This window comes from Nitrospinota bacterium (assembly GCA_029881495.1).
GTDB lineage: Bacteria > Nitrospinota_A > UBA7883 > JACRGQ01 > JACRGQ01 > JAOUMJ01.
Genome location: JAOUMJ010000001.1, coordinates 1 through 15,083, shown reverse-complemented (window position 1 = coordinate 15,083; position 15,083 = coordinate 1). Strand labels below are relative to the sequence as shown.

Here is a 15,083-nt window from a genome sequence, read left to right as displayed (position 1 = left end):
GTTTCGCCTGTCAGAGGGTCATCAGGTAGTCGACGATAGCCTCGATCTCTTCTTTGGTAAGCGGATTCATGATTTTCATCGCGGTAACGGCCTGGCTGTTTTTGTTGAGCCTCTTTTTCATGCCGACGGTTTCCATGCTGTTCTCCTCCCAGACTTTGGCGGGATCGGTTACCCATTGAACAAGCCACTCCCTGCTGTGGAGTTTGGAAACATGCTCAAGACCGGGACCGACAAGTTTTTTATCGGCTACCTTGTGACAGACCGAACATCCCCCCTTGGTGCGGCTGAAGAAGAGAGATTTGCCGCTGGGGCCTATCCCGGAGCCGGTGCTGGCGGTAATCGATTCTCCCGAACAGCCGAAGGCCGATCCGGCAACAAACAGAAAAACGATCCACCACCTCATGGCATGAGCTCCTCGCAACTAAAAAAAAAGGGAGACGCGGCAAGCCGCATCTCCCCGTTCTGACTTTTGAAAAATTAAAGGGTCTTCATATAATCAATAACGTCTGTGAGTTCGGCGCCTTTAAGTCCGCCACCCTTGATCTTCATCTTGGTCTTTTTCTTTCCCTTTACCCTGTCGATAAGCTCCTTGGTTTCAGCGCTGCCGTCTTCCCAGGTCTTCTGCGGGTCGGCAAGCCAAGCTTTCATCCACTCTTCCGAGTGCATTTTCATTGTGCCGGCAAGCCCCGGTCCAAGCACTTTCTTGTCTGTTATGGCGTGGCAAGCTTTGCATTTTGCCTGGAACACCTTTTCGCCCGCGCCTGCATCGGCCGATGCCGCGCCAGCAAGGAAAGTAACAAATATAGCGGCTACAACTGCCACAAAAATTCCCCTAAACATCATAAAAACTAACCTCCTCAAAAAAATATTGTTAAGACAATACGCGGAATGGATAGTATTAAAACCCGCAATTATTGTCAAGTTAAATGATGGCGGCGTATACCCATCCAAAAACCGGTGGTGCCGTTATCCCGCGGCGGCAGAGGGTATTTTGAACAGATTCGCCGGAATATCTTCAACGATCTCAATCTTTTCAAACTCGAATTTCACAAGACTTCCAAGCTCGACCGAAAGGCCGCCATCAGGACGATAGGTATATGAGACCGAGATGTCTGCCGAGCCCTCCCTGGTAATCTCCACTCTTGACAGCCGCTTCTCAGCGTCGAACCGGAGTTTATATTCAGCCTCCGGAAAATTTACCCAAAGGATCTCCCCCCTCATTGCCGAGCCCCCTTGCCAGAGCCATCGCTCTTCCAGACCGGGGTATATGAACCTTAGAAAATCGGCCTTGGATATCTTCAGAGGGCCTATCTTCACCAATCCCTTTTCGGACCCGCTCGGCCAGATCTCCTTTCTCCCTTCGGACGGGATGAACAGTCCTAACTCTTCACTGTTCGACACCGCCAGGAACCAGGCGGTACCTATCGGATCGAAAAAAGTTACGCGAAATGAATTGGGCCTTTTAAAGAGAATAGTCGCGCGGGAATCTACCGGAAGATTCATGTTCTTAAGAGAGACACTGCCGGACATCTTTACGGATTGTACATATCGATTCTTCTCAAGCAATACCGTCATTGCCGATCCTTCGGGCGCCTGATCCTTCGCAGGAGAAGTAGCACATGAAGAAACCGCCAGCATTATTAAGAGGAGAAAGGAAGAAATGCGGCAGATGGTCTCTGCCCGGTTCATCAGAAGTCCGGTAGATGGCGCGAAAGTTTTCATTGGTTGTTGCTCGTCAATTAATTGATTTCAGAAATTGGAAGGGGTGAAACCTGGAACTGTGGCAAGCGATTGCAGGCTATTTACCGCCGCCCCCCTTGATAAACCCAAGAACCTTCTGCTGTTTCTTTTTCACGGAGGGATCGTCCTTCACCTTCAGCGAGCCTTCATACGCCTCAGCCGCCTCCTTGTACTGCTTCATGGCAAAGTGCGTGTCGCCGAGATGTTCCAAAATGGTGGCGTCCCCCTTCTCCACTGTACCAGCGGCCTGCAAAAGGACCTTCAGCGCCTTACTGTACTTACCCTGCTTGTAATAGATCCAGCCGAGGCTGTCGAGATAGTAGCCGTTGTTTGGCTCCAGTTTCAGCGCCCGCCTCAGGTAGCCGAGCGCCTCGTCCAGATCCATGTCATGTTCTGCGTACAGATAACCTATGTAATTCAGAGCGTCGCTATGTTGCGGATTTATTTCTATCGTCTTCTTCATCGCCTCGATGCTTTTCTGGAAATCCTTCACCTTTTCATAAGTCGCACCGAGGTAAAAAACAAAATCGTCCCTGTCCGGCTCCAGCTCGACCGCCTTCTTGATGTTTCCTATCGCGTCCGCGTACTCCTCCTTTTTCACCTGGATCACACCAAGCATGTAGTAGAGGTCGGGATCCTCCTTCTTCAGCGCAATAGCCTTTAGGAGCATCGTCTCGGTTTTCGCAAGATCCCCCATCTTTTCATAAATGGAACCTATGTGAACGAATATGTCGACGCTATCCTTCTCCCCGGCGGTAGTGGCAAGCTTCTCCCACTCCTCAATGGAGGTTTCATACATCTCCATCTCTTCATAGATCCTTGCAATATAGTATGGCGCAACTTCGTTTGCGGGATCTTTCAGTTTAATTAGCTGGAATTTTTCGAGCGCCTTGTCATACTCCTTCTGCTGGAAATGGAGGATTCCCATTTTGAGGGCAAGGTCGACCGTACCCGGCGTGTTTTCCTCAAGCTGTTCGTACATGTCGAGCGCCTGACCGTATGACTTCTTCAAAAGGTAGATATTCGCCAGCTTCTCCCTTATCTCTTCGTCACCCGGATTTATATCGAGATATTTTTCGTAAATTTCGGAGGCGAGGTCGTATTTCTTCTGGATTAGATAAACCCACCCTAGCGTTTCGTACGATTTCATGAAATCGGGATACCTGCGTATCGAATCCTTCAGATAACCTTCCGCCTTGTCGAACCGCTCCATCGAGACATAAACCCTTGCAAGGTAGAATACCCCCAGACTGTTCTCCGGTTCATATTTCAAAAGGGCGAGAAGCTCCTTTTCGGCCTTCTTGAAATCCTTTGTCTCCATGAAATTAATCGCGAGGTAAAGCCTGATGTCTGTTCTCTCCGGATCCATATCGACAACCTTGCGGAAGTGGATCAGCGCCCTGTCGTAATCCTGCGCGCTGGAATAGATCCCCCCCAGTACCGCGTGCAGAGGGAGGTATTCGGGGTCATGCTCCAGCCCCTTCTGGGCCATTTCGGTTGCTTCCTTATAATCCCCCATCCGGAGGAGTATCCTGCTTATCTCAAGGTATACCGGCAGAGCATCCTTGTCGAAATTCAGGACTTTCCTGTAATCTTCAAGCGCTTCCTTGATCTTGTTTTCGCGCAGTTCCATCTCAGCCTTTAGGAAATGGTAATTAGCCCTCGCGGTCATCCGGGTAAATTCAGGGGTGATCTCCCTGTTCATCGGAATTTTTTTGGCTTCTTGCACCTTGCCTGTGCTGGCGCAGGCTGGTGAAAAGAGAGCAGCGGCAACAATAGCCAGAGACAGCAATAATCTCATGGGTATTTTACGCTTCATCCCTTCTTCTCCAATTCCCGTTCTCATTTATCATCCTTTCGATCCTTGTATCTCAGCCTGATGTCCTTGACTATCCTGCTCCCTCCCTTTTCGGAGATCCTTTGCAGAATCCTTAGCCTTGAATATTCCATCGGCTCCATAAAAGCAGGGTCGAAAACATCCACTGTTAATATTCTATCATTAAGGCTGCCCGGGCGCGCCACCTTGGAAAGGTTCTCCCCTACTATCTCGTTCCATCCCGATTCTATCTGCGCAAATTCGCCGACAGTTTCAAGATTGACCGATTTCAAGGCGCTCACGAGAATATCCTTAAGCGGAATCATAATTAGCCTCCAACATTGATCCACAACTCCTTCTATTATTAGAACATTTACGGGAGGCCCAAGCAATGAATTTGCCCAATCCGCTCCCTCCTTTATTACCACGATCCGAAGAGACTGGAAATTGCGGGCACCATCAATATCCACCGGGTGAAATCAATAAATTGTAGCGATTGCCGGAAAACCATATAATCGAAAAAAACATAGCGAAAGGACGGGGAAATATGAAATTTCAAACAGAGCATATCTGGTTCAACACCTCCAAGAAAAGGGAATATATCGACATTACGGACAAGGTTGAATCTCTCCTTAAAAAAAGCGGAATAACGGAAGGGATGATACTGGTATCCGCCATGCACATTACCGCCGGGGTATGGGTAAACGACCACGAATCGGGCCTGTTGCAGGATATCGACGAATGGCTGGAAGATCTTGCCCCATTCAAAAGCAATTACATGCACCACAGGACTGGCGAGACGAACGGCGACGCGCACCTGAAATCCCTGTTGGTGCATCACCAGGTGATCCTCCCCGTTACAGACGGCAAACTTGACTTCGGACCGTGGCAGAGGGTCTATTACGCCGAGTTCGACGGCCAGCGCAAAAAGAGGGTGATCATAAAGGTCATGGGGGAATAGAAAACCGCAGGTAACTGACAGCAACTAGAAATCGAAAATACCTCTCCGCAGTCTCGACATCCTTTCGCGGAAACCTTCCGCGTCTCCATAATCTATAAAACGGTGATAGAAGGGGTGCGGTCTTTTTACTCTACGGGCATGCTTTATAGGGCACCAGTAGCTCTCAGTGGCTCCGCCTATCTCCAGGACATAACCGAATACGCCATTGGCGTACCCGCAATAAACGCAGTTGAGCTTTTCAAATATATTCAGGTATAGGAGTTTATGGCGGTCTATAACCATGTACTCCGACCTCGGCACCTTTCCTATTCCGTAGACCGGGAAACAGATGGATTGGTAGAGAGTTGCTGTCAGATCGATCAGTGCTATCGGAAAGATCATCGAATAGATCACGGGCGCCGTAAATAAATGCCCGAGGTGCGCGTCCCTGAAATACCTGTAAGCCGTTTTTCGAAGACTTCGATGGTAGGCGGCTACGCTATTTTCAAAAAGTATTCTTTTCCCTTCGATCCTGTAATTCAGCTTCTCCCTCGCCTGAATCAATTCGCCCTCAAGCTCTTCTTCAAGATTTTTCATTTTCTGATAGATCGCGTTGATTTGCGCATTCACGAATTTTGCCTCCTTCAGTATTTATATAAATTCTTACCGAGACACCGGAGATCAAAGCGGAAAAACCGGCAGGAGCCGCTTCACTTCATGCCATCATTATAACCGTTTGCCATTTGAATGGACAGCTAGAGAGGCAGGGAAAATATTATTCATTACGTGCTTGCCTTAGACTACTCTTCCTTTTAGAGTATCACCTCGAATTAACCAACCGGAGAAAGATGAAAAAGACAGCGCTATTTGAAAAGCATGTTCAGGCAGGGGCCAAAATGGTCGAGTTTGCCGGATGGCAGATGCCGCTCCAGTACGCTGGCGTAATAAAGGAACATGCTTCGGTGCGGGAACATGCCGGCCTCTTCGATGTATCGCACATGGGGGAGATCTCCGTGAAGGGGGAGGACGCGCGGGAATTCCTGAACTGGATACTGACAAACGACCTGTCATCCATAAAACCGGGAGATGTGATCTACTCCCTGTTGCTGAACGAGGATGGCGGTACCATCGACGACCTCCTTGTCTGCTGTGTCAATGAAGAAGAGTTTCTTTTAATAGTCAACGCCTCCAACTCCGATAAAGATTTTGAATGGATAAAAAGCCTCTCTTCCGAAGAGGAAGTAACCGTGGAAAACATCTCTGACAGCTACTCGCTACTCGCCTTGCAGGGGCCGAAGTCGGCTGAAATATTGCAAAGAGTGATCCCCTTCGACGAAAAGCTGAAATACTACGGCTTCACCGGAGGCATCTTTGAAGGTGTTCCCGTGACAATTTCACGAACAGGCTATACCGGTGAAGACGGTTTCGAGATATTGATCCCCGACAAGGTTGAAGCCCTTTGGGACGCTCTTTTGGAAGCTGGAAAAGAAGAGGGGATCGCTCCTTGCGGCCTGGCTGTGAGGGACCTCCTCCGAATTGAGGCGGGATACCCGCTATATGGACATGAACTGTCCGACGATATCGACCCGGTAACCGCCGGGTTAAAGTGGGCGGTAAAAAAGGGGGAAACCGAGTTTGTTGGAAAATCTTCGATTAGTGATAAAAAGCGGGAAAAGAAGAGAATAGGCTTCGAGATCGAGGGGAGAGCCGTCCCGAGGGAAGGATTCCCCATCTACATCGGGGAAGAGAGCGCTGGTATCGTCACAAGCGGTACATTTTCCCCTTCTTTGCAAAAACCGATTGGGATAGGATATATTTCGAGGCAAGGGAAGGAGTTTCTCTCTTCGGGCGACAGCATAGCCGTTGAGATAAGAGGAAAAAAGGTTCCCGCCAAAATAGTGAAGATGCCGTTTATTAATACCGGAGTTTATAGGCAATAGGAGTCAGCTATGGAATATCCAGATAATCTAAAATACACAAAAGAACATGAATGGGTAATAGAGAGCGAAGGGATGGTAATCGTCGGCATCACTGATTATGCCCAGGACGCTCTTGGCGACGTTGTCTTTGTCGAACTCCCTGAAGTGGGTAGCGAGGTGAAGGCCGGCGAACCGTTCGGCGTGGTTGAATCGGTCAAATCTGTTTCGGACCTCTATGCCCCTATAACCGGCAAGGTAGTAGAGATAAATAACGGCCTAGAAGACGAACCGGAACTGGTGAACAACTCTCCATTCGATGAAGGATGGATGATCAAGATAGAGGTTTACGACGAAAGCGAACTTGACGACCTCCTCTCCTCAAGCGATTACGAAGAGTATGTCAAATCCCTTTAAACGGAATTACCGTCGGGGGCGGAAAAACATCCAAGTAATTCAGGCTGGCTGCCTTCCCGTTTAAACCTTGATGAGATACATACCCCTTACATCCGAAGACAGGGAGGAAATGCTCGGCGCCGTCGGCGCTAAATCGATCGACGACCTTTTCAGCACGATCCCTCCCGCAGTAAGAAGCAAAAACCGCCTGAAAATACCGGGAGGCTCTTCCGAAGAAAAAACCTTGAACCAGCTAAAGGATCTGGCCGCCATGAACATCCCGGCATCGGCTGGAGGGACGTTTCTCGGCGCAGGTTCATACAACCACTTTATCCCGAGCGCGGTCGACCACCTCACCTCCCGCTCGGAATGGTACTCGGCATACACGCCGTATCAGCCCGAGATCAGCCAGGGAACGCTCCAGGCGATCTACGAATTCCAATCGTACGTCTGCAACCTTCTCGGCATGGAGATAGCCAACGCCTCAATGTACGATGGCGGAAGCGCCCTCGCGGAAGCCGCTCTGATGGCGACTAGGATCACAAAGAAAAACGAGATAATACTTTCAAACCTCATCCACCCCCGCTGGCGTGAAATCACCGCCACCTTTACGAAAAATCGGGATATAAGCCTGAAAGAGATGAAAGACGATGCGTACGGAAGGGTCGACCCAAAAAGAATACTTGAAGCCGTTTCAAGCGATACCGCGGCGGTTATTGTGCAGTCGCCGAACTTTTTCGGCTGTATTGAAGACCTGGAATCGATCGGAAAGGTCTGCCGCGAAAAAAATATTATGTTCATCGTGGGGGTGGCGGAAGCGATGTCGCTCGGCCTCCTTAAATCACCCGGCGAATTCGGCGCCGACATAGTGGTAGGCGAAGGGCAGTCGCTCGGCCTTCCCCAATCGTTCGGCGGGCCATACCTCGGTCTCTTTGCGACAAAACAGAAATACATGAGACAGATGCCGGGGCGGCTCTGCGGAAGGACGACCGACGCGGAGGGGCGGAGCGGTTTCGTCCTTACCCTGGCGGCAAGGGAACAGCATATACGCCGCGAAAAAGCGACGTCCAACATCTGCACGAACCAGGCTCTCTGCGCGCTAAGGAGTACCATCTACCTCTCGCTTCTTGGCAAGAGAGGATTTGCCGACATGGCAAAGGCGAACTTCAACGCCGGAGCGGAGTTCGAAAGGGTTCTCTCAAAATCAAAGAAGATAAAGATGCCGTTTAAACATCCATTTTTTAACGAGGTGGTAGTTGAGCTGAAAAGGGACGCGGACAAGGTAAACGAAAAGCTTGCCAAAAAAGGGATAACCGGCGGCCTTGATCTTTCCCGCTTTTATCCTGTCTCCAAAAAGATGATGCTCCTGGCAGTAACGGAACTGACAACGAAGGAACAGATAGCCAATCTTGTAAAAGGGCTGGAGGGCTAGGATGAAACGCGAAGGTATCTCGGGCCTGATCTTCGACGAACCGCTGATCTTCGAAAAGGGGAAACCGGGGAGAATAGGCTGCGACATACCCGACCACGGTTTCAAGGACGCCGACGCCGAAAAACTTATCGGCGCAAAACTCCTTCGAGGCGAAATTGACGGAATGCCGGAGTGCTCCGAGCCGGAGGTTGTAAGGCATTTCACGCGGCTGTCCCAATGGAACTTCGGCATCGACAGCGGCTTCTATCCGCTAGGCTCATGCACCATGAAATATAATCCAAAACTGAATGAGGCTACCGCTTCACTCGACGGCTTCCGCGGCCTGCATCCCCTGCAGGATGACCGAACGACGCAGGGCGCGCTTCAGCTTGCATATGAACTGGAAAAGATGCTCTGCGAGATCACCGGTATGGATGCCGCAACGCTGCAGCCTGCCGCCGGTGCCCAGGGGGAACTCTGCGGTCTCCTTACAATTCGCGCCTATCACGAAGAGAGAGGAAACCCCAGGAAGAAGGTGATACTCCCCGATTCATCCCACGGCACCAACCCGGCAAGCGCCGCACTTTGCGATTACGAGCCGGTTCTTCTCCATTCCGGACCGGATGGGCTGATAGACGTAAACGACCTGAAAAAACTTATGGATGAAGATGTCGCCGCGATAATGCTGACCAATCCCAACACGCTCGGCCTCTTCGAAAAGAACATTCAGGAGATTTGCCAGATAGTTCATTCGAAAGGGGGGCTTGTATACTCCGATGGCGCGAATCTGAACGCTATCCTTGGGCAGGCAAGGTTCGGCGATATGGGAATAGACGTATGCCACGTCAACCTCCATAAAACATTCGGAACGCCTCACGGCGGCGGCGGGCCGGGCTCCGGGCCATGCCTTGTGAAAAAAAATCTCGCTCCATATCTTCCGTCGCCACGCGTCGTGAAGAAAAAAGATGCCTATTCGCTGGATTGGAAATCCCCGAAATCGGTTGGCGCGCTCCATTCGTTCTTCGGAAATTTCGGCGTGCTGGTAAAGACATACACATACATCCTCACCATGGGAGCCGAAGGTTTAAAAGAGATATCCGAGGCGGCGGTACTGAACGCCAATTACGTCCGCGCCAAACTGAAAAACCATTACCACATCCCGTACGATACGAAGTGCATGCACGAATCGGTATTATCCGACACCCTGCAAAATGAATACGGCGTCACAACGCTTGATATCGCCAAGGCGTTGATTGACCGCGGGTACCATCCGCCGACTATCTACTTTCCGCTGATTGTCAAAGGAGCGATGATGATAGAACCGACCGAAAGCGAATCAAGAGAAACGCTTGATGCCTTCATATCCGCGATGATCGATATCGCCGAAACTGCGAAAACGAACCCCGATTCACTGAAAAACTCCCCTAGACTGCCGAAAGTCACACGGCTGGACGAAACCAAAGCCGCCCGCGAACCGGACCTCAGATTTTCAAAATAACGTTCCGCCAAATATTGACCTGAAAATCGGTAAAATTTCCTTTTTTTGGAATCTTAAGCTATGATAGTTATATTATGTTACACAACGATGCCCTATTTAACCTTACAGATGTAATAGGATTAGGATTTTCCGGTGAATCATCATTGTACTTGCCTCTACATGTCCATAATGTTGAACATGATATAACTCCCCACACGATGGATATCGTATCAAGCTTAATAAAACCGGAAATATTCGGCTTTTAAATTCGAGAATTTTATTTATTTGAGGGATTACTTTGTGAATAGTGTTCAGTTTATATTAAAGCAATCATGTCCACCCACTGCTTTTCAATCTTTTCGGCGAAACCGCTCTAATCTCGTTCCTAAAATCTTCCTTTTTCTCCTGACGATATCGGCTTTTCAGCTGGATGTTTGCCAGGCCAAAGGGCTGAAGGATTATATCTCCAAAAACTATCTTGAAAAACATGATCTATATGACAACCTGCCGGAACATCAATTCAAGGAACTGGGGAAAACGGAGTGCAACGATTTCCTGATGATGAGCGATATATGGCCTGTAATAGCTCATGAATATGTCGCTTTTAATGACGGGATATTCCTATTCAAATTAATGGCCCAAATGAAATTTTCTCTCGAAAAATATACCAATGTCACGAACAGGGATATGCAGACACTGGTTGAATTCAAGGCAAAGGCCGCAAACGATGCGTTTAAAGATGTTTCAAAGCAGATTTTCCTGAACAGTGTCTGCACCACAAAAAGAGGGGTTTTTCTATTTTATTTCTACAACAAGATAGAAAAAAAATCGGGCGAATTTCTCGTCGAGGACAGAAAGGGGCCGAGAAAGTTTTTCTACGGGTTCGGGATAGTAAGAGACGGGAAGGTATATTCCCCTGCAGATAAAATAGAATCAATAGATCCGAAATACGGACTCTATTCAAAAAAATTGTGGGACGTATTCACATTTGAGGAGAAGGAATACATGCTTTTACTCGATAGAGGATTTGACGTTTATACCTACGAAGTGTACGAGATATCTGACGACACAATTAAGCTGGCACTGAAGTATGATTTCGGCGGATAAGCCGAAAAATCAAACCAGTATCTTCTCCAGCTTTTCCCCTTCCCTTGAGGCTATGATTTCAGACAGCATCCTGACAGTTTCCGCATCTTCGCCGGTTTCATCCTTCTCGCCGGCAATCCTGATCTCCTCCTCCGCCCTTTGCCACTCGCCGGTGAGCGCAAGAGCCGCCGCGTAATTGATCCTGATCCTGCTGTTTCCACTCTCCCTGTTAAGCGCTCTGCGGTACATCTCAAGCGCAAGCCTGTACTGGCCTATCCTCCTGTATGTGATCCCTATCTTGTTGAAAAGTTCCGGATCCTTGTCATTGATCTCCGCCATGCGCAACAGTGCCCCCCTTACAAGGGCGTTATTCTTCTGCAGTATCTTCATGCTCTCATACTCAGCCGTCTCCTTTCCAAAACCCCTTGAATCTATCTTCGTGCGGTTCAGGCCCGAAAGGGTTCTTTTCGCCAAGTTCAGAGAGGCATCTACGACACTCATCACGAATTTTTCATCGAAATTCCCAATCCCTTCGTTTTCTATATTCTTTCCGGCAAGATAGTAACTCCTGTTCGCTTCCGTTAACTCCCCCTTCCCTTCCTGAAGTTGCCCAAGAAGGAGGCGATACTCGCTATGCTCCGGAAATAGTTTTACCAGTTCCTCCAGATATACCCTTGCGGCATCGGGATTTTTATCATCCAGATACCAGCTATAAAGCGCAAAGAGAAGTTTCCAGTGTTTTGGGTAGAGCTTATGGGCCGAGAGGAAATACGCGAGCGCCTTTTTGCGAATTTCAGCTTCGGCGCTCCCTGCCCCTTCGCCCGCTTCAACGCGCCTTTTCCAAATCCCGTACAACGACATCCCTTTCAGATATTCAGCCTTGGCCCTGTGCAGAACATTCGGATACTCCATCGCCCCCTTTTCAAGCATCCCGATGATCTCTGGAGCCAGGGCGACATCCCCCTTTTCCACCATCGCGTCGATTCTCTTCTCCAGTTCAAGATAGCTAAGATGTTCCGATTTGAACTGCATAAGGCTCGTGCATGCACGCACGATGCTCCCCTCATCTATCGTTTTAGGGATCATCCGAAAAGGGAGGTGGATAATATCCTTTCTCACCCAGTTGAAGATATTCAGGCTGGCAAGGTTTGTGTAAGCGAGGAGCGGAATGTTCCAAAACACTGGATCCGCCTCCATCTCCCGGATAAGCGAAAAGATGTTAACGCTGTCATTCAGATAAAGATCCGAGATTACCAGCGCAATGTCGCCGCCGGATGAAACGATTTTTTTTAGATCCTCCAAAGCAGGTTTTATTTTCGGATATACGATCATCTGCCCCGCACCCCTGGCGAGACGGTCAGCCGCGCGCCCGATGATAACCCGGGACTGCGGGAGCCATTCAATAACGATTATCGGACTGCTGACAATTTTTCCCATCGGTTTCCCGCCGCAACACCGGCTCAACGCCGGCTATTTATACGCCATTGCGCCCCGCTCGCGCCCTACACGAGGATCTTTTCGAGAGCATCCATGTCTTCGCTTGAGATCACATCCAGCAGGGCATCTATCGAGGCGTCATCCTCTCTCTCCTTGTCGAGCCCTTTCGCGGTCTCTGCCTCCTTTTTGGCAAGCCCCCAGGAGCCGCAGAGCGCCAGCGCCGCGGAGTAATTGATCCTTATGCGGTGGTTTTCAGGCGCGAGCAGAACCGCTTTCTTGTACATCTCGGCCGCGAGGTTTCCGTTCCCCGTTCTGCGGTATGTTATCCCTATCTTGTTGAACAGCTCCGCGTCATCGGGTATCTTTTTTGTCATCTGCACCAGCGCACCCCTAATCTGCGCGTTATTCTTCTTCAGCACGTTCATGATGAGGAACTCCTCCGAGCCAACCTCATGCTCTTTCATCGAAATTTTCGCGAGCCCCATTTTTTTCAGCATCTTCTTCGTCGAATCGATCGAGCGGTTCACAATGTCCATTATCTCCCCGAGATCGTATCCGGCGATCCCCTCCTCCCACGCGTTGCGCGCCGCCGCGAGATAATTCTTCACCGCGCTCGTATAGTCCCCCTCAAGCTCGTTGAGTTTGCCCATGCGGTGGTAATACTCGGTCTGTTCCGGAAATATCTCTATAAGTTCGACAAGATATCCCTTCGCCTGCTTTATCTTTCTCTGCTCCATGTATAGCGTGTAGAGCGAATATGTAACGGCCCAGAACCGGGGATAGGCCCCGTGAGCTTCGAGGAAATACTTTTCCGCATCCGATATCAGCCGTTCCATATCAGCCGCTACCTCCTCCAGCTTCTTCTCCCACCCCTTTCCGCCTGAAGAGTTCGGATTTTTTTCCATTTCTTCCGCGAGGGAGTCGTACTCATCTCTCTTTTTTTTCCACATGCCGAAGCATACCTCCCCTTTAAGGAGGTTCACCTTGGCTGGGGGAAAGGCAAGAGTATATTTATTCGCGTACTTGTCGATTTTTTTTATCGCGGCGTCAACAAGCGAAACCCGCCCCTGCTCTACATACGAATTGATGCTCGCTTCGACCTCAAGGAAATACCTGTTCTCCTCCTTGAAGTCCAGAAGCCCTCTGCATATCTTCGCAATTGCGGCGCTGTCATTTGTCTTCGGCGCGATGCGCAATGGAATATGGACGGCGTCCTTCCGTATGCGGTTGAACATCCTTTCATCCGCCTCGTTCGTAAACACAAGCACCGGGGTGTTCCATAAAACCGGAGTCTCTTCCATTTCGCGTATCAGGCGGAAGATATTTATCTCCTCGGAAAAGAAAATGTCGGTGACAAGGAGATCCGGGACTTTTCCGGACGCGGAAACCGCCTTCATCTCCTCGATGGCGTCGAAGATATTTTTCAGAAAACGTATGCTGTCCGAATTGCCGGTAAGGTTTCCAAGAGCCCTGCGAAGTATGATCTTTGCCTGGGGATTATATTCAACGACAATTACTACCTTCTCTTTATCCTTCGGATTCTCTTTTTCACCAGCCAACGGACAACCCTTCCCCAAATATTTCCAGAATGCCGATACAGTATTACTCTACCAAACCGGAAACTAAATAGGCGATATTTACCGTCGTGACTCTCCCCGGCACGAAGAATATCACCCCTCTGGCGGGAGTGTGTTGAGCGCCGGAAATATCCGCCGTCTACCGGCCGGTCAATCTGGCAATTCGATCTTCTATCGGCGGGTGGGTGCTAAAGAGGGACATCATCCCACTGCCGCTCAGCGGATTGACTATAAACATATGGGCGGTTGCGGGCTCGGCGTCCATAGGAATTCTTTCCGCCCCCTTCTGGAGTTTCGAAAGAGCGCGCGCCAGCGGAAGGCCGCTCCCTATCAGCGCGGCGGCTGTCGCGTCCGCCTGGTACTCCCTTGTCCTTGAAATCGCCATCTGTATCAGCATCGCCGCTATCGGCGCGACTATCATCATTACTATCATAACTGCGGGGTGTCCGCTCCGCTCATTGCTCCTCCCTCCACCGAAGATGAGCGCCCACTGCGCCATGTTTGCCAGCATGCTGACGGCTCCGGCGATTGTCGCGGCTACGGTGCCAATAAGAATATCCCGGTTGTTTACATGCGCCAGTTCGTGCGCCAGCACGCCCGCCATTTCTTCCTCGTCAAGGAGTGAAAGTATCCCTTCAGTCACGGCAATGGCGGCATGTTCCGGGTTCCTGCCGGTGGCAAAAGCGTTCGGCTGGGAGGATGGGACAAGGTAGACCTTCGGCATCGGAAGGTTTGCCCTCCTTACTATCTCCCGTACTGTCTGAACGAGACGCGGATACTCCCTTTCGCTCACTTCACGCGCGCCGTACATTTTCAAAACTATCTTGTCGCTGAAGAAGTAGGCGCCGAAATTCATCGCTACGGCGAAGATAAATGCGAAAATCATCCCCTGCTCTCCGCCAAGAGCGGCGCCTCCATAAACCAGCAGTAGCGTCAACCCGCCTAGCAACAGCGTCGTTTTAATCGTATTCATCGATGCTCTTCTTCCTCCAAAAGTTGTTGTTTCTATATGAATAAATAAAACCGCCGGGGGATAAGTCAAGCGCCCCCCTATTTAAAAATGTCATGCCGCGTAAATGTATTGTAAAATCGCAACTTATGGTGCGAATCAACATATTGGACAGGTATATTTTCAAGGAAGTATTTTATGTTTTCCTGGTTGGCATCACCATCGTGATGTCGATCCTCTTCCTGGAAAAGATACACTTTCTATCGGAACTGATTCTGGACAGCGAGATCTCGCTTATGGATTTCGTCTATCTTCTCGGCTACGTAACGCCAGCTTTT

The 15,083-nt window shown here is 49.8% G+C and carries 15 protein-coding genes; 6 read left to right on the top strand and 9 right to left on the bottom strand.

Annotated elements, in window-relative coordinates; all coding sequences use genetic code 11:
- Positions 1 to 10 precede the first annotated feature (10 nt).
- The 5 genes from OEY64_00075 to OEY64_00055 form a co-directional block, all read right to left on the bottom strand.
- Positions 11 to 403 carry a cytochrome c gene (locus OEY64_00075; GenBank protein ID MDH5541340.1) on the bottom strand — a complete coding sequence of 131 codons (393 nt, stop codon included), beginning with the start codon at positions 401 to 403 and terminating at the stop codon, positions 11 to 13.
- Positions 404 to 477: 74 nt separating this feature from the next.
- Positions 478 to 822 carry a cytochrome c gene (locus tag OEY64_00070; GenBank protein MDH5541339.1) on the bottom strand — a complete coding sequence of 115 codons (345 nt, stop codon included), beginning with the start codon at positions 820 to 822 and terminating at the stop codon, positions 478 to 480.
- 144 nt (positions 823 to 966) lie between these two features.
- Positions 967 to 1,722 (bottom strand): hypothetical protein, encoded by a 756-nt coding sequence (locus tag OEY64_00065; protein MDH5541338.1) that lies wholly within the window; start codon positions 1,720 to 1,722, stop codon positions 967 to 969.
- 76 nt (positions 1,723 to 1,798) lie between these two features.
- Positions 1,799 to 3,559, bottom strand: coding sequence for a tetratricopeptide repeat protein (locus OEY64_00060; protein ID MDH5541337.1), 1,761 nt, complete (start codon positions 3,557 to 3,559; stop codon positions 1,799 to 1,801).
- A gap of 23 nt (positions 3,560 to 3,582) precedes the next feature.
- Entirely contained in the window at positions 3,583 to 3,882 is a 300-nt protein-coding gene (locus OEY64_00055) for a DUF721 domain-containing protein (GenBank protein ID MDH5541336.1), read from the bottom strand.
- Between the two features lie 221 nt (positions 3,883 to 4,103).
- On the opposite strand from OEY64_00055, the gene OEY64_00050 reads away from it, so the two are divergent.
- Positions 4,104 to 4,517 carry a secondary thiamine-phosphate synthase enzyme YjbQ gene (locus OEY64_00050; GenBank protein ID MDH5541335.1) on the top strand — a complete coding sequence of 138 codons (414 nt, stop codon included), beginning with the start codon at positions 4,104 to 4,106 and terminating at the stop codon, positions 4,515 to 4,517.
- A 24-nt stretch (positions 4,518 to 4,541) separates the two neighbouring features.
- Here OEY64_00050 and OEY64_00045 read toward each other — a convergent pair whose 3' ends face one another.
- The gene (locus OEY64_00045; GenBank protein ID MDH5541334.1) at positions 4,542 to 5,126 is read right to left on the bottom strand and encodes a hypothetical protein; all 585 of its coding nucleotides are present in this window, start codon (positions 5,124 to 5,126) and stop codon (positions 4,542 to 4,544) included.
- Positions 5,127 to 5,344: 218 nt separating this feature from the next.
- Between OEY64_00045 and gcvT the strand changes: the two genes are divergently transcribed.
- The 5 genes from gcvT (at position 5,345) to OEY64_00020 (ending at position 10,803) form a co-directional block, all read left to right on the top strand.
- On the top strand, positions 5,345 to 6,436 hold the full coding sequence (gcvT, locus tag OEY64_00040; GenBank protein ID MDH5541333.1) for a glycine cleavage system aminomethyltransferase GcvT: 1,092 nt from the start codon (positions 5,345 to 5,347) through the stop codon (positions 6,434 to 6,436).
- Between the two features lie 9 nt (positions 6,437 to 6,445).
- Positions 6,446 to 6,829, top strand: coding sequence for a glycine cleavage system protein GcvH (gene gcvH / locus OEY64_00035; GenBank protein ID MDH5541332.1), 384 nt, complete (start codon positions 6,446 to 6,448; stop codon positions 6,827 to 6,829).
- Positions 6,830 to 6,899: 70 nt separating this feature from the next.
- The gene (gene gcvPA / locus OEY64_00030; GenBank protein ID MDH5541331.1) at positions 6,900 to 8,240 is read left to right on the top strand and encodes an aminomethyl-transferring glycine dehydrogenase subunit GcvPA; all 1,341 of its coding nucleotides are present in this window, start codon (positions 6,900 to 6,902) and stop codon (positions 8,238 to 8,240) included.
- Position 8,241: 1 nt separating this feature from the next.
- Positions 8,242 to 9,717 (top strand): aminomethyl-transferring glycine dehydrogenase subunit GcvPB, encoded by a 1,476-nt coding sequence (gene gcvPB, locus OEY64_00025; protein MDH5541330.1) that lies wholly within the window; start codon positions 8,242 to 8,244, stop codon positions 9,715 to 9,717.
- Positions 9,718 to 9,996: 279 nt separating this feature from the next.
- Positions 9,997 to 10,803: a hypothetical protein gene (locus OEY64_00020; protein MDH5541329.1), complete on the top strand. Its 807-nt coding sequence runs from the start codon at positions 9,997 to 9,999 to the stop codon at positions 10,801 to 10,803.
- Between the two features lie 9 nt (positions 10,804 to 10,812).
- Here the strand turns inward: OEY64_00020 and OEY64_00015 are convergent, their stop codons facing one another.
- From OEY64_00015 to htpX, 3 genes are all read right to left on the bottom strand, one after another.
- A complete protein-coding gene (locus OEY64_00015) occupies positions 10,813 to 12,219 on the bottom strand; it encodes a tetratricopeptide repeat protein (protein MDH5541328.1) in 1,407 nt (468 codons plus the stop codon).
- Between the two features lie 65 nt (positions 12,220 to 12,284).
- Positions 12,285 to 13,778, bottom strand: a complete 1,494-nt coding sequence (locus tag OEY64_00010) for a hypothetical protein (GenBank protein MDH5541327.1) — start codon at positions 13,776 to 13,778, stop codon at positions 12,285 to 12,287.
- A 157-nt stretch (positions 13,779 to 13,935) separates the two neighbouring features.
- Positions 13,936 to 14,769, bottom strand: coding sequence for a zinc metalloprotease HtpX (htpX, locus tag OEY64_00005; protein ID MDH5541326.1), 834 nt, complete (start codon positions 14,767 to 14,769; stop codon positions 13,936 to 13,938).
- Positions 14,770 to 15,083: the final 314 nt, after the last annotated feature.

Excerpts from the sequence above, each read along its gene's own strand:
- OEY64_00075 (MDH5541340.1), bottom strand. The coding sequence starts at position 403 with ATGAGGTGGTGGATCGTTTTTCTGTTTGTTGCCGGATCGGCCTTCGGC.
- OEY64_00065 (MDH5541338.1), bottom strand. The coding sequence starts at position 1,722 with ATGAAAACTTTCGCGCCATCTACCGGACTTCTGATGAACCGGGCAGAG.
- OEY64_00060 (MDH5541337.1), bottom strand. The coding sequence starts at position 3,559 with ATGAAGCGTAAAATACCCATGAGATTATTGCTGTCTCTGGCTATTGTT.
- OEY64_00055 (MDH5541336.1), bottom strand. The coding sequence starts at position 3,882 with ATGATTCCGCTTAAGGATATTCTCGTGAGCGCCTTGAAATCGGTCAAT.
- OEY64_00050 (MDH5541335.1), top strand. The coding sequence starts at position 4,104 with ATGAAATTTCAAACAGAGCATATCTGGTTCAACACCTCCAAGAAAAGG.
- gcvT (MDH5541333.1), top strand. The coding sequence starts at position 5,345 with ATGAAAAAGACAGCGCTATTTGAAAAGCATGTTCAGGCAGGGGCCAAA.
- gcvH (MDH5541332.1), top strand. The coding sequence starts at position 6,446 with ATGGAATATCCAGATAATCTAAAATACACAAAAGAACATGAATGGGTA.
- gcvPA (MDH5541331.1), top strand. The coding sequence starts at position 6,900 with ATGAGATACATACCCCTTACATCCGAAGACAGGGAGGAAATGCTCGGC.
- gcvPB (MDH5541330.1), top strand. The coding sequence starts at position 8,242 with ATGAAACGCGAAGGTATCTCGGGCCTGATCTTCGACGAACCGCTGATC.
- OEY64_00015 (MDH5541328.1), bottom strand. The coding sequence starts at position 12,219 with ATGGGAAAAATTGTCAGCAGTCCGATAATCGTTATTGAATGGCTCCCG.
- htpX (MDH5541326.1), bottom strand. The coding sequence starts at position 14,769 with ATGAATACGATTAAAACGACGCTGTTGCTAGGCGGGTTGACGCTACTG.